This window comes from Candidatus Bathyarchaeota archaeon, from assembly GCA_026014685.1.
In the GTDB taxonomy this organism is placed as follows: domain Archaea; phylum Thermoproteota; class Bathyarchaeia; order Bathyarchaeales; family Bathycorpusculaceae; genus Bathycorpusculum.
This window is the reverse complement of the sequence record JAOZHW010000003.1, coordinates 55,928-71,869: the sequence shown is the minus strand read 5'-3', so window position 1 is coordinate 71,869 and position 15,942 is coordinate 55,928. Positions and strand designations below refer to the sequence as shown.

The 15,942-nt window shown below is 45.8% G+C and carries 22 protein-coding genes and 1 tRNA gene; 15 read left to right on the top strand and 8 right to left on the bottom strand.

Features of this window, described 5'->3' with window-relative positions:
- Positions 1-171: 171 nt before the first annotated feature.
- The 4 genes from NWE96_01575 to NWE96_01560 form a co-directional block, all read right to left on the bottom strand.
- Positions 172-378 carry a hypothetical protein gene (locus tag NWE96_01575; protein MCW3982668.1) on the bottom strand — a complete coding sequence of 69 codons (207 nt, stop codon included), beginning with the start codon at positions 376-378 and terminating at the stop codon, positions 172-174.
- Between the two features lie 227 nt (positions 379-605).
- Positions 606-1,010, bottom strand: coding sequence for a DUF2095 domain-containing protein (locus tag NWE96_01570; GenBank protein MCW3982667.1), 405 nt, complete (start codon positions 1,008-1,010; stop codon positions 606-608).
- Positions 1,011-1,085: 75 nt separating this feature from the next.
- On the bottom strand, positions 1,086-1,700 hold the full coding sequence (locus tag NWE96_01565) for a nucleotidyltransferase domain-containing protein (protein MCW3982666.1): 615 nt from the start codon (positions 1,698-1,700) through the stop codon (positions 1,086-1,088).
- 5 nt (positions 1,701-1,705) lie between these two features.
- Positions 1,706-2,956 (bottom strand): glycosyltransferase family 4 protein, encoded by a 1,251-nt coding sequence (locus NWE96_01560; protein ID MCW3982665.1) that lies wholly within the window; start codon positions 2,954-2,956, stop codon positions 1,706-1,708.
- A 178-nt stretch (positions 2,957-3,134) separates the two neighbouring features.
- Between NWE96_01560 and NWE96_01555 the strand changes: the two genes are divergently transcribed.
- Complete coding sequence (locus NWE96_01555; protein ID MCW3982664.1) at positions 3,135-3,806, top strand: DUF5752 family protein; 672 nt, start codon at positions 3,135-3,137, stop codon at positions 3,804-3,806.
- 71 nt (positions 3,807-3,877) lie between these two features.
- On the opposite strand, the gene NWE96_01550 is transcribed toward NWE96_01555, so the two are convergent.
- On the bottom strand, positions 3,878-4,861 hold the full coding sequence (locus tag NWE96_01550) for a fructose-bisphosphatase class II family protein (protein ID MCW3982663.1): 984 nt from the start codon (positions 4,859-4,861) through the stop codon (positions 3,878-3,880).
- 5 nt (positions 4,862-4,866) lie between these two features.
- A complete protein-coding gene (locus NWE96_01545; protein ID MCW3982662.1) occupies positions 4,867-5,781 on the bottom strand; it encodes a DUF2090 domain-containing protein in 915 nt (304 codons plus the stop codon).
- Positions 5,782-5,948: 167 nt separating this feature from the next.
- Here NWE96_01545 and NWE96_01540 point away from each other — a divergent pair, with 167 nt between their 5' ends.
- From NWE96_01540 to NWE96_01520, 5 genes are all read left to right on the top strand, one after another.
- Positions 5,949-6,449, top strand: a complete 501-nt coding sequence (locus NWE96_01540) for a hypothetical protein (GenBank protein ID MCW3982661.1) — start codon at positions 5,949-5,951, stop codon at positions 6,447-6,449.
- Between the two features lie 46 nt (positions 6,450-6,495).
- Positions 6,496-6,574 (top strand) — tRNA-Arg (locus NWE96_01535).
- Between the two features lie 820 nt (positions 6,575-7,394).
- Entirely contained in the window at positions 7,395-8,111 is a 717-nt protein-coding gene (locus tag NWE96_01530) for a hypothetical protein (protein MCW3982660.1), read from the top strand.
- A gap of 145 nt (positions 8,112-8,256) precedes the next feature.
- The gene (locus NWE96_01525) at positions 8,257-8,976 is read left to right on the top strand and encodes a hypothetical protein (protein MCW3982659.1); all 720 of its coding nucleotides are present in this window, start codon (positions 8,257-8,259) and stop codon (positions 8,974-8,976) included.
- Positions 8,977-9,114: 138 nt separating this feature from the next.
- Positions 9,115-9,903: an FkbM family methyltransferase gene (locus NWE96_01520; GenBank protein MCW3982658.1), complete on the top strand. Its 789-nt coding sequence runs from the start codon at positions 9,115-9,117 to the stop codon at positions 9,901-9,903.
- Between the two features lie 49 nt (positions 9,904-9,952).
- Here NWE96_01520 and NWE96_01515 read toward each other — a convergent pair whose 3' ends face one another.
- Entirely contained in the window at positions 9,953-11,437 is a 1,485-nt protein-coding gene (locus tag NWE96_01515) for a B12-binding domain-containing radical SAM protein (protein MCW3982657.1), read from the bottom strand.
- A 286-nt stretch (positions 11,438-11,723) separates the two neighbouring features.
- Between NWE96_01515 and NWE96_01510 the strand changes: the two genes are divergently transcribed.
- From NWE96_01510 to NWE96_01470, 9 genes are all read left to right on the top strand, one after another.
- Positions 11,724-12,011, top strand: coding sequence for a general stress protein B (locus NWE96_01510; protein MCW3982656.1), 288 nt, complete (start codon positions 11,724-11,726; stop codon positions 12,009-12,011).
- Positions 12,012-12,068: 57 nt separating this feature from the next.
- Entirely contained in the window at positions 12,069-12,257 is a 189-nt protein-coding gene (locus NWE96_01505) for an Em GEA1 (EM1) (protein MCW3982655.1), read from the top strand.
- A 199-nt stretch (positions 12,258-12,456) separates the two neighbouring features.
- Positions 12,457-12,681: a hypothetical protein gene (locus tag NWE96_01500; protein ID MCW3982654.1), complete on the top strand. Its 225-nt coding sequence runs from the start codon at positions 12,457-12,459 to the stop codon at positions 12,679-12,681.
- Between the two features lie 63 nt (positions 12,682-12,744).
- The gene (locus tag NWE96_01495) at positions 12,745-12,924 is read left to right on the top strand and encodes an Em GEA1 (EM1) (GenBank protein MCW3982653.1); all 180 of its coding nucleotides are present in this window, start codon (positions 12,745-12,747) and stop codon (positions 12,922-12,924) included.
- Positions 12,925-12,949: 25 nt separating this feature from the next.
- Complete coding sequence (locus NWE96_01490; protein ID MCW3982652.1) at positions 12,950-13,120, top strand: Em GEA1 (EM1); 171 nt, start codon at positions 12,950-12,952, stop codon at positions 13,118-13,120.
- Positions 13,121-13,295: 175 nt separating this feature from the next.
- A complete protein-coding gene (locus tag NWE96_01485) occupies positions 13,296-13,466 on the top strand; it encodes a DUF2795 domain-containing protein (GenBank protein ID MCW3982651.1) in 171 nt (56 codons plus the stop codon).
- A 102-nt stretch (positions 13,467-13,568) separates the two neighbouring features.
- Positions 13,569-13,817 carry a general stress protein gene (locus NWE96_01480; GenBank protein ID MCW3982650.1) on the top strand — a complete coding sequence of 83 codons (249 nt, stop codon included), beginning with the start codon at positions 13,569-13,571 and terminating at the stop codon, positions 13,815-13,817.
- A gap of 81 nt (positions 13,818-13,898) precedes the next feature.
- Complete coding sequence (locus NWE96_01475; GenBank protein MCW3982649.1) at positions 13,899-14,342, top strand: flavodoxin domain-containing protein; 444 nt, start codon at positions 13,899-13,901, stop codon at positions 14,340-14,342.
- Between the two features lie 24 nt (positions 14,343-14,366).
- Positions 14,367-14,849: a ferritin-like domain-containing protein gene (locus NWE96_01470; protein ID MCW3982648.1), complete on the top strand. Its 483-nt coding sequence runs from the start codon at positions 14,367-14,369 to the stop codon at positions 14,847-14,849.
- A gap of 17 nt (positions 14,850-14,866) precedes the next feature.
- On the opposite strand, the gene NWE96_01465 is transcribed toward NWE96_01470, so the two are convergent.
- Positions 14,867-15,811 carry a hypothetical protein gene (locus tag NWE96_01465; GenBank protein MCW3982647.1) on the bottom strand — a complete coding sequence of 315 codons (945 nt, stop codon included), beginning with the start codon at positions 15,809-15,811 and terminating at the stop codon, positions 14,867-14,869.
- Positions 15,812-15,942 lie beyond the last annotated feature (131 nt).

Below are 15,942 nucleotides of genomic sequence, written 5' to 3'. Positions count from 1 at the left end.
AGCAGTGCACCCTTGGAGATGTATGTTGGCAAATGTATCAACGTGTTTTGGCTCTTAATAGTTTCACCAATAATCTAAAAAAACTATAGAGTACGCGCAACCAACCAAGAGATATGGAATAGTCTATGCTTTGGGCATCCCTAAGAGTCGGCAGCTCAAAACGTAAACGGTTTATTTTGCGTGTTTTTGCTGTGCAGTGAATTCTTGCCAGCTTGCAGCAGCGTCAAAGTAGGCTTCCTTAGATGGTTCAAACTCTGAGTTTAGGCGGCAACTGCTACAATTGAAAATCACGGTTCGCTCATAGGTTTTCCTATGCACCGACAACGTTGGTTTACCGCACCTTGGACACACAAACAGTGTCTCACCCGTTGCGATCAATTTACACCTTCTCCCAAAAGAGTTTTTCAGGTTAAGATGCATTAATATTTTTCTCAACAACTACAAAAAACCCAACATAATAACCAGTAATGAAGAAAAATACCGGTTAACTAGAGAATTTAACTCAACAGAGAAAGGCAGATACAAGATTTTGTTTAGGCTCGATTCTTATCGTATGCGTTCTGTTAAGAGTTGATGTAGGAAGAAAATGTAGAAAGGGCACGGGCTTAGTAAATTCCGCCTTCACGGAAGTAATGGTTTTCTTCTTTTTTAGGCCCAAAAACCCGCACGCCGTCCTTTTTGAGTTGACACCTTAACTCTTTGGCGTATTCTTTGGTGATTTCACCCTTCTTTTCCAAGTAAGCAATTATCTCCTCAGCCTGCGCTTCGGTGTCACATCTGCGCAGAAAATCCACCGCTTGCGGGTTAAAATGCCGCAGCTTATCAGGAGTCTCAGTGCACTGTTCCAGGTCCTCTTCGCCTTCATGCCACTCGTCGCAGCCACATCCCTCCACTTCGCCCTCTGCCTCAGCCGCATTCTTACGTATGCCGTTGATTGAGACTTTGACGTCGCCTGATTGGAGTTCTTCGTAGAGATGGGGGAACATTTTTTTGAGGTCTTTCTTTTCCATCTGGCATCAGCTGAGTCTAGGATTGGTTTTGGTGGTTTAAGTCCTTTTTTGATGGATAAACATTGTTTTCAGGAGTTATTGAGGTATAAATTGCCTCGTTGGGTGCGTCTGCAAGACTTTTTCAAGCTGCAGAATGTTGAGGCCTTTGAGTTCGTCTCCGAAGGTTTCGCAGCGCCGCTTCTTCCCCGCTTCCTCACTGCGTCGAGCAACGATTTCCAAGCCATGCTTGGCGGTGGTTTGGGCGTAGATGTGGTAGGACTCCAAAGTGGCGCCTTGTTTGTTGACTGTTGTCCACTGAGTTTTAGTTATTTTGATTCCGCCTGCTTTCAAAGCCAAAAGAACCAGTTCAGGATTATCCGTATAGACGGCGATGTCGATGTCACTGCCCTGTTTTATGGTTCCGCGCCAGACACTACCAATTAGCACTGGACAAAACGCCGACAGCAACCGCATCACATCCAAAGCCTCCTGACGCATCTCGATTAAGCGTGCTTTACGTTTCTCTCCCTCGTTTTCCTCAGCAATTTTGTCCAATTCCAAGGCCACTTCGAGGTTTGAGGGCAAAAAGTTTGAGCCCAAAGTTTGCGCGGCTTTCTCTTTAGCTTGTTTGTATTCTTTTTCAGCACCAAAATAGAGAAGGGTTGCGGCTTCCCGTGCAACTCGACGTTTTAAATCAAAGCTTTCAGACAAAGCGTTTACCGTTTAGAGATGGTTTCGTAGAGCTTAACGGTTTTCTCAGCGATCTTGTTCCATGTAAACTCTGCTAGAACGCGTTTTCTGCCGTTTTTACCAAGTGTTTTACTCCACTCTGGACTTTCCAGAGCGCTGGTGACTCCCCATGCGATATCGCTTGGGTTGTTGGGGTCGATGTGGTAGCCGCATTGTTCAGGTCCGCAGCAGATGACGATTTCACGCATACCGCTCACGCCTGCCGCGCCAACGACGACGGGTTTTTCCATGCTCATGGCTTCAAGGGCAACGATGCCAAACGGTTCATAGAGGCTGGGGAAAACTGCGATGTCGCATGCTGCGTAGTGGCGTATGCGTTCTTCTTCGGGGATGAAGTCATAGCAGAACTTGACGAAGTCACCCATCTTGGTTATCTGAGTAAGGTTAGTGAGGTACTCCTGCAAGTCGCCAACGCCGACAATGACAAGTTTTGCTTTGGGAATTTTTGATAAGATGTGAGGCATAGCCATAATGAGTTTATCTACGCCTTTGACGACTACGAGTCGGCCTAAGAAGAGAATCATGTACTCGTCGTCTTTGATGCCGTATTTAGCACGGATACGAGCAATGTCCTCTTTTGAAACGTTTTCAGGATTGTACTTCTGCGGATCTACGCCGTTGTAGCTGACCTGTATTTTATCGCGTGGAAAACCAAGCCCGATAAGTTCATCTTTCATGGCGTAGGAAACGGTGACCACCATGTCAGCCATAAGACCAGCCCGCAACTCGATGTTACTAACAACACCTGAACCGTTGCCCATAGTGCGCCCTTTTTCAGTAGAGTGCACATGAAACGCAAAAGGCAAGTTAGTTTCACGCTTAACGGTTACGCCGCCCATCGCAGAGAGCCAGTCATGGGCAACAACAACATCGTACTTCATACATTCTTGCTTGATTAATTCGTTAACAAGCTTTGCAGCAGATAGGTAATTGTAAACCATGAGTTTGCCGAAGAATTGCTGTCCGCGCCCCCACTTTTTAATGTCTTCAGATATGACGTCGGGAAGCGAGTCAGAGATATCTATGTGTAGAGGACGGTGGATTTCGATGCCGCGCCAGATTTCTCGGGTTGGCATGGAGCCTTCGTCGTCGTTCATTGTGAAGACAGTTACGTCGTGGTCGTTGAGGACGAATTTGCGGGTGATCTCCGCAGCGTAGGTGCCGAGTCCACCTACGATTTTAGGTGGATATTCATAGACAAAAACAGCTATCTTCATGCTTTGAATGTCACCATTTATCCATTTAGCAGTGGACGCCTCTGTACTAAAGCTTTACCTAACCCAACCCTGAGATGCTGCCTAAAAACCAAGAGATTGCTCATGGTTTCTGTAGGGTTTGGGGAAAACTTTGATTAGACTGAAACACATAACCAACTAAGAGGCAAGGTGCCCAAAGATGAGTTTATCACCTATTAAATTGGAAATTCTCCAATCCATGCTTCTATTGGATAAACCGATGAAAGCTATGGATATCGCTAAAGATGCCCATAAAGAGTTCCAGCCAGTAATGATGCACCTCTTGGGACTTCAACGCATGGGCTACGTTTCTAGTCCAGAAAAAGGACTCTACGTCATAACCGCAGCAGGCAAAAAAGCGCTCGGTATTCCTGAAATCACAAAAGAGAAAGCCACATCCATCCTCGCTTACGCCCCACATGACAAATCCTTCCACTTCTACGCCACCGTCGGCAAACCCCTCAGCATGCACGCCCACAACCTACGTGATTTTGTCGGAAAAATAGAAAAAGCAGACATCATCTCAGTCGAGTTCCACTTTAAACGCGGAGACTTTGAGAATTGGTTTAAGGGACTTGGCGACGAAGAGTTAGTTAAGAAAACGGCTCTGCTCAAGCAACGCAACGTATCAGGCGAAGCGCTAAGAAAACAACTCCACGATATAGTAGAGCAGAGGTACCGTGAGTTGGCTCAGTTAACTGGGCAAGTGTTTCCCGAAGACCAAGCAGCACCAGAAAATGAACATGTACATGCGCACACCCACGAGGACGGGCAAACCCACGAGCACCCACACACGCACCCTCACGGAGGCCACGTGCAAAACCACAGCTAAATCTAGCGATTACCGTTTTTTTCTTTTTTAGATGAAAAGAAGGTTGGGGAATAAAACCCCAAATAAAATTTTTAGGTTATTTGCTTGTAAACTGGGTGCTCTTTGAACTTCAGAATCGTCGAGGACCACTCGATGGTTCCGCTGGGCAACCGTGTGCAGAGCGATTGAACTTTTGCGCCACCCTGAATGAACCGCACGCCGTCGAGCATTTCGCCTTTAGTGATGCCTGATGCAGCAAAAATCATCTCGTTGCCTTTAGCTAACTCGTTTTCAGTGTAAGTCTTGTTTATGTCTACGCCTGCAGCTTCAAGGCGTGCCATTCTATTGGGATCGTCTTTTTTGTCCTTCCAAACCTTAACAAGCATCGTCCCTCCGAGGCATTTCACTGCGGTCGCGGCGATGGTGGCTTCTGCTCCTGCACCTGCACCAACCAACAAATCCACACCTGAATCAGGCAAGCAGGTTACGATGGCGCCTGCGATGTCTCCGTCAGCGATCAAGATGATGCGTACACCCATCTTTCTAAGGCGTGCAAGCAATTCGTCATGTCGAGGTCTTTCCAGCATGATAACAGTGAAATTCGCTAAAGGTCGCTTCTTGAGTGTAGCGATGGTTGTTACTATTTCTTCAATAGACATGTCAAGGTTGATTTTTCCTTTTGCAACACCATTAGTTGCAACTTTAAAGTAGTAGCCATCATCAGGCAAAACTTGGAGGCAACCTACAGGGGCACAAGCCAAGGTTGAGATGGCGTCTTTTTTGCCCTTGCTCGTAGCAGTTGTGCCGTCCACTTGGTCGATAACGAACTCCACTTTGGGACCGTTACCCGTGCCGACTTTTTCACGGTTGTTAAAAGCGGGCGCGTTGTCTTTGGGTCCTTCGCAACAGATGACTTCGCCGTCGATTTCCATTTGATTCATGACTGCCCTTGAGAAATCTAGGGCGGTTTGATCCACCATGTCGGGGTCGCCTTTGCCGATGTGTAATGCTGCTCCGACGGCTCCAGCGGTGGTTATGCGAATTAAGGATGGCCCAAGAGATCGAAGAGATGTCATATTGGTCACTTTTTCCTCTCGTTTTGCCAGAGTTCTACAAACTCCATGTAGTTCTGGGCGATTTTCTCAACCGCTTCTCTACGTGTTGCTTTGCCAGCTCGGAACTCGACGAGGGGATCCCAGAAGATTGTTCTGCCCACTGCGAAGCCGATGATGCCGGGGATTTTGGCTCCGACTGCAAGCCACTCTTTGACTTTGTCTTTGGATTCGCCGCGTCCCAAGGTGATGACGCCCGCTTTGCGTCCGCCTGCCTGAGCTTGTTTAACGATGGCTTTAGCGTTGGCGGGGTCTTCGACGCCTTCAAGTTTCCAGATGGCTGGTTCCACGCCGCCGTCTTGGATTTGCTTTAGGCTTTCACACATGAGTTTGGGGCGAAGTTCAAGGTCATATCGCTCTTTGGAACCGCCCAGCGATGCCAACTGCGCGGAGGTTGCGGGGACGATGAGTTCGAATAGGAAGGGTCGCTTTGTTTTGGCGAGGTAGTCGCTTAGTTCCTTTAGACGCTTGAGTTGGCGCTTGTTCATGGCGGCGTCACCTTCTGGGTTGTAGCGTACCAGCACTTTGAGGAAGGTGGGGTCGAATTCTTCGATGTGGCGGCTGTATTGGCTGCCGTATTCGAAGTCGAATTCGTCTTGACCTGACTTCTCTGCGGGCATGGCGAAGTTGAAGCCTTCCTTTTTGGCTTCGGAGAGGATGGTTGCGCCGAATTCTTCATCAACCAAAAGTCCTGCGATGTCTTTGGGGACCTTTTTGTTGAGCGCCAGCTTGAAGCCTTCAAAAATTATTTCTTTAGCTTCCTGAATTTTCTTTTTCTCCTCAGGTGTTGGGGGTCGGCCTTTGATTCCGAATAGTTTCTCGATAAAAGATGCTCGATGATCAAACGCTAAAATCAGCAAATCCTTTTTAGACCAATCGGTCAACATTGCTCACCGTGTCCTGTATCATGTTTTACTTAAATAAATCGTTTATTGCTTAAACCAAAACCGTAATTGCCGTAAACGATTTTCTGTTGCCTTGCTGAAATTTTTGGTGGTTTGGGGAAAACTGAAATACAAAACCCCACATAATAGCCAGTCAAGGGCTAAACATGACTGAACCCAGAATCGTCACCGTCAAACTCCCCGAAGAAGTCTACCAAGAAATCGCTCTACGCATCCCCGAAGGCGACCGAAGCAACTTTATCCGTGAAGCCATCGCCGAGAAACTGCAGAAAACCCCCAAACCCGACAAACTCTTAGCCCTCGAAACCCGCATGCAGCAACTTGAAGAGCAGTTTGGGCAAATCAAAAAGTACCTCGCCGACCTCGACATTCTCACCTTCCAGCATGGTAAAATCAACCCCTACCAATACGCCACCGACGACTTAGACCGCAAAATCATCGAGTACCTAATGAATTATAAATCAGCCACTACCCCCGAATTGGCGGATTACCTCAAAGTTAACCGCTGGCTGGTGCTCAACAGGCTGCAGAAGATCGAGAAGAACAGCAAGAAACAGGCGGGAAAAGCCATCATCGAATACTATGCTGGAGAACGGTCGGGAAAGAAGAAAGCTTGGTGGATAGATGAAGAGTTAATCCAAGAGTAAGCTGGGTTAGCTTTAAATGTTCTTTGCATGTTTGGTTCTGCGTTGTGGGCTCGTAGTCTAGCACGGATTAAGGCATCGGCCTCCGGAGCCGAGAATCCTGGGTTCAAATCCCAGCGGGCCCGCCACCCCCCAAACGAATTTATCCTGCACAACAAACCTTCCCTTTTCTTTTTTATGTTGGTTGAGGGTCGTAATACTTTGTCGCCGAGAATTTAAGAAGCAGAAACAACTTTTGGTCTTTTTCCGTACCAATAACGTTTAGACTCAGCGCTGCACGTCTCGCATTTATATGATATGGGAATAATTGTTCCGCTTGTGGATACTTTAGCGTGTTTTTTCCAAGGAAGCTATTGGGTTAATGTCGTCTGGTGGAAAAGCTGAATATGGATGCCCATTTGTGCAACAGACTGCGCATAGATGAAAGCTAAACTTGCAATGATTATAATGACTACTAAAAACAAGCCTTTGAGCCTCAACGTTATCTTACCTAGTTATAGCTAATCTTCATCTTAAGCCTCTATACGGGCCTTTTTAGATTTTTTCCGAATCCATATAGACCCGCCAATAAAGATACTGAAACACAAACTATGATGTATGTCCAGGGTTTTCCAGAGGTTGAAAGCTACCTGCATCTATCGATTATCCAGTATTTATCGTAGGTTGAGAGGTTTCAGGTTCGGCAGTTGCAGGCAGTCCCGTTGAAGTACTTCCAAACGAATTTTGCGGCGGCACATAATCCTAGTCTACCGTAAACTCTCTCGTCCGGGACATTTCTTTTCCATCAGCAGCATGTAAATATACAAAAAGCGATGCTTACCTCAGAAGGTTATCTTTGAGCGTTGACATCTTATGTTATATGATTAACATAAAAATTTAAAAGAAATCAAAAAATCATTTGTATCATCTGCTTCTGAGCGATAATAAAGGAGGGGAGGTGAAGATAAATTGAGAATGCAAAAAGTTAAGCTTGTCCTCGTAGTCATTCTTTCAGCAGCACTATTGGCTAGTAGCTTAACTGCTGTAGAAGCGGCAACCATAAAGAGCGAAAAAGTTTTGCCAGATTTTATCGAAGGATCAATTGCTTTGATGTATCCTAATGCAACTGACGCTAAATTAGCTGAAATTCGAGGTTTATGGATAAAGCAAATCGAGCTAAGGGAAAAAATGATTGCGGACACAAATGGCGCTGTTTTGAAATTCCAGCCCTCTGCTTTAACGGTTAATCCAAGCTATTTGACGTACCTGACTAAAATAGAACCCTTGTACGGTGGCCAGGTGATTAACCCTAACGGTATTCTTGGCGGTTCCATCAACTATGACTATACAAGGTTTTTAACGACTGGTCTTAATCAAGGGGCAGGTATAGCGGGGCGACTAAGCTATGACTATTCATTTGGGCAAGTCTACGTCTATGGCAAACTTGGGCCTACAGGACCCGGACATACAGGTAACTACATCATAGTCTGGGGTAGTAACAGCGGTTTAGACTGGAGTTGGGAACCTATCGGTTATACACAACTGATCAATTCGTGGGCATATCACTATGTCGGTTATACATCAACTACGTATAAGTACGCCGCCGTTGGCTGTAACACTATGATGGGCGATCAATGTATTTACAATGACCTTTTAGCGGATATGTTATGGTTCACAAACACATAGATAGACTTGGCATGCTTATTTGCTTACTTGCCCTAAACCCTTTTTTTATAGAAGTGGAAAAAGAAATATGTTCCTCGTTTGGAACAAAGTGTTCCTTAATTAGAATTAAATAAGACCTTTTTTATAACAGTGTTAGGTGCTAAGATTGAAAAAAATTACAATCTGGCTTGCTCTACTTGTATTAGGTTTCTCAGCCACTTTATCGATTGAGAATCAAACTACGGCTGCACAACATACCCCTGAGGGTAAAGCATTCATCCTTGTATCACCTATCAACATCACTTCACCATCAAACATAACATATATTTCTCAACCTCTAACCCTTAACTTCTCAGTCAAGAGTTTTCTTAAACCAGAGCAATCGGATATAGAGTTTGTTTACAGCATTGATGGAGAAAAAAATACAACCGTAGGCATCAAAGTAACTCCAGTACCTCTAGAGTATACGGATGCTGATGGTAAAACCTCTATCTCGATATTTTCATATCACTTAATTAGTGGATATACAACTCTACCCGACATGCCTATTGGCCCTCATAATATCACTGTTTATGCTAGATATGAATTTCCAAACTCTAACAATAATATCGGGCTAGACAGCAGTACAATACATTTTAACGTAAATGGTGAAAATATACCTGATAACACTAACGCCAAAATAGACGATAAAAAAGAGACGACAGGCTCTGAAATGTCATCAGATTTAGCGCTATTTCCTTATGTCGTTGCAGTGGTTTTAACACTTGGCATAGTGGCTGTCGGCGTGTTTTTTATTAAATTAAAGGCTAAGAATAAAATTCGGAGAACCATCAACTTTCGGTGTTTAGCAACCAGCTTAAACAGTAATCAAGCGGCAACAGGATAAATTCGTGTCAGGGCTGTCGAATACCAGCGGGCCCGCCACCTCCCTACCAGACAGAGTATTAACATGAATTAGAATCGGGCGCAATTTTTGCTCAGTAAGACATAACGTTATATGCTTCCCACAGACAAACTATTAATCATGTCAACATACATCAAAAAGGCACAGCTACAAATCGACGACATAGTTATAAACAAAAAAGATGCATTCATGATCCTGAACATCATTCTCCGCGTACTTAATCGTAGAAGAATTCCTTTTCCCAGAGCCGTTTATGATGTTTTTAGCAAAGTTGACGATTTCTCTGACGAAGGGGATGACGAGGGCAGCGAAGACTTCCTCAAAGAATACATAATCCCTGAACCAGGAAAGTGCCTCGTTGATGTTGGAGCAAACGTTGGCAATTGGACCCTTCTTGTTGCTAAAAAAGGGCGTGAAGTCTATGCGTATGAGCCAATGCCTAAAGCATTCCGAATTCTAAAACAGAGAGCTAAAAAATTCCCACAGATTCACCCATTCCCGTACGCTATAGGAGACAGAGATAGCTCGGGTCGTTTAGGGATTACCCCGTTTGCTGTGACAGGAACTATGGATGAAGAAGTCAACCTGCCTGGAGGGGAAACAATTGATGTCCCAGTTCGAAAATTAGACAGCCTTAACTTTTCCGACGTAGGCGTGATCAAAATAGACACAGAAGGATACGAAACACCAATATTGCAAGGCGCTAAAGACACCATTACAAAAAACAAGCCAGTTTTAATTATCGAAGTTCACAAGCAAATTGGTAAAGCAGCCAACACGTTTACCGAAGAAAAACAGAGAATCGAAAATATCCTTGTTACTTTAAACTATAAATGTACAGTTTACTATCGACAGATTAGTTTACATGGTGAAATGCAACCGTTTTTAATTGGGAGAAGCAACAATTAGGAACAGTGAAGCAATAATTTTTTGTCTCAATCCAATTTTGAGCAAAATTTTATGGCGGTAAGTTTTTGAGGTATTTCCAGATCAGCTGTGGCTGATCGAACGCTGTCTTAAGTGCCTTAGTGGGGTGCTTCGCCAGATTGATCAGGTGTATTTTTTTGTATTCTGCCAACGCTTTAGCAGCGATCTCTTTGACTTCTGCAGGCGTAAACTCATCTGTGGTAATCAAAGGGAGCCCTCTTGCTTGGCGGGCTTGTGCAAAACTGTTCCACGACAAATCCGCAGCGATATACCCTTTAGCCTTACACTCCTCATAGAGCCGTGTGCCATAAGATGGGGTCGCCGCAAACAAGTGCATACCCACATCGTATTTACGCTTCATTTCAAGGGCAAAATCGACGGTGCGCTGCATATTCTGCTTTGTTTCTCCCGGGAACCCGATGATGTAGAAGGCGCCTGTTTTTAAGCCGACTTCTTTGGCGTTCTTGGCGAATTCGACCACGCGGTTGAGGTCGAGGCTTTTGCAGACCACTTTGTCGAGGATTTGCTGGTCGCCCGATTCCACGCCGACGAACACGCTTTTGCAGCCTGACTGCTTCATCTTCCTAAGCAACTCCAAGGTGAGGCGGTCGGCTCGGACGCCGTTGGGGGTTTCCCAGCCGATTCTGATTTTCCGCGTGATTATGCCGTCGCAGATGGCTTCGAAGCGTTTCAAATCAAGGGTTAGGTTGTCGTCTTCGAAGAAGATGTTTTTGACCTTGTACTTGTCTACGACGTGTTGGATGTGGTCGAGGACGTATTTGGCGCTGTGTGCACGGAACCCCTTACCCATATGCAGGTGCACCGAGCAGAAACAGCAGTTAAACGGACACCCCCTACTGGTAATCATCGAGATGGCTCGTTTTTGAAAACTGCGGTAGCCAATCTTGCTTGGTCCAAGATACTGCTCCATGTCTACCAAGTCGTAGGCGGGGTATGGCAATTCGTCGAGGTCTTCGATGAAGGGTCGTCGTTCGTTGACGGCGACGGTGCCGTTTTGGCGGTACGCGATTCCTTTGATTTCGCTGAGCGGTTTTTTGCCTTCGAAGTGTTGGGCGATTTCCAGCATGCCATATTCGCCTTCGCCTGCTACAGCAATGTCCACTGATTGGGCTTCTTCGAGGAACTCTTTGGGAACCAAGGTGACGTGGGGTCCGCCGACCACGGTTAGGATGTTTGGGTTGGCGTCTTTGGCGGCTTTGCTGACGGCGATGGCGTGGCCGATTTGACTGGTGAAGGGCCCCGCGATGCCCACTATGTCAGGGTTTCTGCTTCGGATTTCCTCTTCAATTCGCTTAAGGGGGAACCCGATGGTTACTGATTCGCCGTTTTTTTCCTCAAACTCCGCACCTGCCATAAACGTATCCAAAATCTCCACTGCGTAACCGTTTTTCTGGAGCACCGCAGCTATGTACATTAAACCCAAGGGCAGGTTGCCTGCGGGTGGGTCTGAGCCGGGGTAGAATGTCTGCGGCGGGTTGACGAGGAGAACCTTCATGGTGCACTCAGCAACATAGTAGTTCAACCCTGCCCGATATTTAAATTGCTGAAACAGACGGTTTTCTCTGTTGTTTTTTGGCTGTATAGGAGAAGTAGAAGAAAAAAGCACGCCAACAGCACAAGTCTACAAGTGTGTTTCTATGGCTAGCTTGGTATGTTACTGCCATGCGACAACAACATATCTTTATGAGCGGTTATTCGGCAAATATCTTGTTAGCTTTTCCATCGTTTAGTAGGAGGTGAATTTTTTGAGTACACGAACAGAAGAAACCAGAAAGGGCAAAATGACCGTTGCCGAAGCAGGAAGGAAAGGCGGACAAAAAACCGCAGCCACACACGGACGCGAATTCTACGAAGAAATCGGACGCAAAGGCGGCGAAAAAGTCTCAGCAGAACGCGGCCCTGAATTCTACAGTGAAATCGGCAGCAAAGGCGGCTCCGAACGGGCCAAACAGCATGAGGGTACACCTGAAGCAAGAGGCAAAACCAGCCTAGAAGAAGCAGGACACAGAGGAGGACAAAGGGTTCGCCGACTGATTCAAGCGGGGAAGGAACGGGAAGGAAGAGAATAAGCAGCCCTGTTTTGAAGGCTCTGTTTTTAGGTCGATAGTTTAGGGGAGGTGACATTTTTGGAGGAAAAACGTGGAAAAATGACTGTTGAAGAGGCTGGACGCCGCGGAGGACTAAAAACCGCGCAGACGCATGGCGAAGAATTCTACAGTGAAATTGGACGTAAAGGCGGAAGGATTGGCGGACCAAAAGGAGGGCAACGTGTCCGCAAACTTGTGGAGCAGGGTAAAGCCCGCGAAAAAGAATAAACTAAAGCAATCTAAAAATCGGTTATTTTTTTGTAATGTAGGTGTATCTCTAAGGCTAGCTTGTATTGTTGGCTGTTGCTGTTTATGGACAGCCACATACGTTTAAGAAGCTTGTTCTAAGCTAGGTCATTGAGTAGAAAGCTACCGTACGACTTTTTTGGAGGTGAAATGTTTGAGCGCAGACAGAAGAAAAGGAAAAATGACTGTAGAAGAAGCAGGTCGTTTAGGTGGTGAAAAAACGGCTCAAACTCACGGCCCTGAATTCTACAGTGAAATCGGCAGCAAAGGCGGCTCCGAACGGGCCAAACAGCATGAGGGTACACCTGAAGCAAGAGGCAAAACCAGCCTAGAAGAAGCAGGACACAGAGGAGGACAAAGAGTCCGCCGACTAATCCAAGAAGGCAAACAGTACGAAGAAGGATAAGTAGAGGTCAAACCAGTTCAGGGAACCCTTTGTGGGTGACTTGTTTTAGTGGAGGTGAAATTGTTGGCTCAAAAAAGGAAGGGAACTATGACGGTGGCGGAAGCAGGGCGATTAGGAGGGCACAAGGGAGGTCGAAGGACCGCGGAGACGCATGGCAGGGAGTTCTATGAAGAAATTGGGCATAAGGGTGGACTGAGGGTTCAACGGCTAATCAAGGAAGGAAAAGAGCAAGAAGATAGATGATTGATGTTTGTGGAGGTGAGTTTGTTTGTCTGAAAATCGAAGGAAGGGAAAGATGACTGTACAAGAAGCAGGTCGAATGGGTGGAGAAAAAACCGCTAGAACCCATGGTGAAGAATTCTACAGTGAAATCGGTCATAAAGGGGGACAAAAAGTAAGAAGACTCATTGAGCAAGGAAGAGAATTCGAAGAAAGATAAGTTAGCATTCAAATTAACATGTTACTTTGAGATTTTATTTGAACATTTTTGGAGGTGGTAAATCACGAGTGAACAAACAATCACTACACGGCGTAGAGGAATCGGGCAGGGCAGAGGCACAAGACGCCAATACACTGACCGAAGCGGCAAAGCAGGACATGTAAGCCCCGCCATCGTGGAGAAGTACCTAAAGGGTATGCATTACCCTGCAGAAAAAGAGAAGTTAGTTAACAACGCCCAAACCAAGGATGCACCCGACGATGTCATGAACGTCATCAACAGATTGCCAGAAAAAACCTACAACTCACCCATCGATATAACTAAAGAAATCGGCAAAATTCAATAAACCTGTTTTGTGGTTGCCCCATGAAAGCCACATACCCTTAAGACGTATAATTGGTTAAAGTAATTTCAGACCTGAATCTTTGGAGGTGAATAATTTTTGGCGATGAAAACTGAGCAAAAAAGAAAAATGACCCGACAAGAAGCTGGAAGAATCGGCGGAAGAAAAGTTGCCAGCGAGAGAGGCCCAGAATTTTACCGCGCCATCGGCAAGAAAGGTGGCGAAACTGTGGCTGAGCAGCGTGGTTCCAAGTTTTATCAGGAGATCGGCAGAAAAGGTGGTGAAAGCAGAAGCAATAGAGCAAAGAAAAATAGTAGAGCAAAAAGGAAGCTTGCGGGTAGGAAAGCCGCTTGAGGTTCTGTCTTTTCTGCCTCTTTTGAGGTTTTCAAGCAGGCAAACACAATATTGAAATATTTTCCAAGCCTATTTTAGGGTATGAAGAAATTACTTGTTTTGTATTATAGTCGCAGTGGGAACACTGAAAAGATGGCGAAAGCTGTGGCTGAAGGCGCCCAGAGCGTAAATGGTGTCGAAGTGGATGTCAACTACCACGTGGACGCACAAGAATTAACCAATTATGACGCGATAGCTTTGGGAGCGCCGACTTACAGAAAAGAAATACCAATCGACTTCAAGAACCTCTTCGAAGAAGCCTCAGCCCAAAACTTGAATCTCAAAGGTAAACTTGCTGCGGCGTTTGGCTCCTATGGTTGGAGTGGGGAAGCGCCAAAGATTGTTCTTGACATTATGAAACAAGAGTTTGAAATGCAAATCGTCGAACCGACGGTACTTGCCAAATACATTCCTGACCAAACAGCACTCGACGCCTGCAGAGAGCTTGGCAAAAAGATTTCCGAAACCTTGATGAACACCGCTTAACACCTATCGATTGGAGGATTTTGTGTGGAACCAAAAAAAGAGCTTCTTGATTTCTTGAAAAATCAAGTTAACGTAGAAAAAGAAATCGTAGAATCACTAGAGAAAGCTATCGTGGATATGAAGAACCCCGCGGTTAAAGGCGTTCTAAAAGGGGTATCTCTGGATTCGGTTAAGCACGCTGAGCTTTACACTTCAGCGATTACTCTACTGACAAGTGCATCGACAGCTTTAACCCAAGGTGACCTAGACACGCAGCGGGAACTCATCCAAAAACACATCGACATAGAAGCCAAACTCATCAAAGTACTCAAAGAAAAAATCCCCGAAATCGAAAACAAAAAAGTCGTTTTCCTCCTAAAAGCCATCCTCGAAGACGAAATCCGCCACCACGCCATGCTCAAGATGACCCTTGAAATCATCGTTAAAGGCGAAACCATAACCGAAGACGACTGGTGGAAGATGCTCTGGGAGAATGTACCATTCCATGGCGCACCGGGCGGCGGCTAAAACACAAAAAAGTGGAGTTAAGAGTTTTCGGCGGCGTGGAAGACTTTTTGGGAAGAATTCCACGTTTCCTCAACTATTTCATGCATACCTTCAAGAACTGAAGCTAAGGTTTCGCCTTTGCAGGTTAAGCCGTATGCTTTGGGGGTTTTTCTTACGAAAACCAGTTTTTTCCCCTTTAAGCCTCTGAGGTACTTGTAGATTCTACGTGTGGATAGCTGAGTTTCTCTGGACAGTTTACCTGCGGATATGCCCTCATTTGGGATGCTGTCGTAGACTTTTCGTTCTGTTTCTGACAAAGTCTCAAGTGAAGGGTCACGTTTGGAGCGGAAAAAGAATATGTAATCTCGGTCTTCGGGTGTTTCTATTAACCCGACTTCACGTAAACGTTTCAGGATGCGTGATGCAACTTTGGGGGAAATTACGGTTTCTATTTCTTCAAAGGTTTTTGGGCCAGCCAAAAGCGATCTGAGCAGGGTTTCTTCATGGCACTCCGAACGCGCAGGCAAAACTTCAGCGAATTCAGGAAAAACACCGAGGACTTCTGTTAGGCGGCCGCCGAAGTGTGTGGCGTAGTATTCGTCGCATGATTCGTTAGCTAAGCCCACTGCCAGAAGAGGTTGAAGGTACTCTTCGTTTATGGTTTCTTGGCTGTGGGTGCGGCCAGTTTTTTTGAGTTCCTGCTGAAGCTGGCTGACGGAGTATTTGCCGTCTGCTATGGCTTTTAATATGTGGAGCCGAGTTTCGTTTTTAAGTACGTTGAAGAGTTCTTTTAGGTAGTTTGGGTTCTCCATTGTTTGGTTGAGTTTGCGAAGTTCATTTTTGAGTTTATAGGCTTGGCAGCGGTTGATGCATTCGAGTGGTGAGGTGGGTGCACAGTTGCGGCATTCAGCGTCGAGTGTTTTTAGCATAGTGGCGAGGTCTTTTTTGTGGCTGTCGGGGGAAGATTGGAGGACGTTACCCATTTGTTTGGTCTCCTTGGCGGTGTCAGGCGGGAGGAAGTGGAGGTATGGTGTGCTTAGGTGTTTAATACAACTGCTAACCCGTCTTGACACGCGTCATATTTAATGACATGCGTCATACTTAAATAAGTTAC

Coding starts and splice junctions, on each gene's coding strand:
- NWE96_01465 (MCW3982647.1), bottom strand. CDS start 15,811: ATGGGTAACGTCCTCCAATCTTCCCCCGACAGCCACAAAAAAGACCTC.
- NWE96_01515 (MCW3982657.1), bottom strand. CDS start 11,437: ATGAAGGTTCTCCTCGTCAACCCGCCGCAGACATTCTACCCCGGCTCA.
- NWE96_01500 (MCW3982654.1), top strand. CDS start 12,457: ATGACTGTAGAAGAAGCAGGTCGTTTAGGTGGTGAAAAAACGGCTCAA.
- NWE96_01520 (MCW3982658.1), top strand. CDS start 9,115: ATGTCAACATACATCAAAAAGGCACAGCTACAAATCGACGACATAGTT.
- NWE96_01570 (MCW3982667.1), bottom strand. CDS start 1,010: ATGGAAAAGAAAGACCTCAAAAAAATGTTCCCCCATCTCTACGAAGAA.
- NWE96_01555 (MCW3982664.1), top strand. CDS start 3,135: ATGAGTTTATCACCTATTAAATTGGAAATTCTCCAATCCATGCTTCTA.
- NWE96_01475 (MCW3982649.1), top strand. CDS start 13,899: ATGAAGAAATTACTTGTTTTGTATTATAGTCGCAGTGGGAACACTGAA.
- NWE96_01510 (MCW3982656.1), top strand. CDS start 11,724: ATGACCGTTGCCGAAGCAGGAAGGAAAGGCGGACAAAAAACCGCAGCC.
- NWE96_01480 (MCW3982650.1), top strand. CDS start 13,569: ATGAAAACTGAGCAAAAAAGAAAAATGACCCGACAAGAAGCTGGAAGA.
- NWE96_01560 (MCW3982665.1), bottom strand. CDS start 2,956: ATGAAGATAGCTGTTTTTGTCTATGAATATCCACCTAAAATCGTAGGT.
- NWE96_01550 (MCW3982663.1), bottom strand. CDS start 4,861: ATGACATCTCTTCGATCTCTTGGGCCATCCTTAATTCGCATAACCACC.
- NWE96_01540 (MCW3982661.1), top strand. CDS start 5,949: ATGACTGAACCCAGAATCGTCACCGTCAAACTCCCCGAAGAAGTCTAC.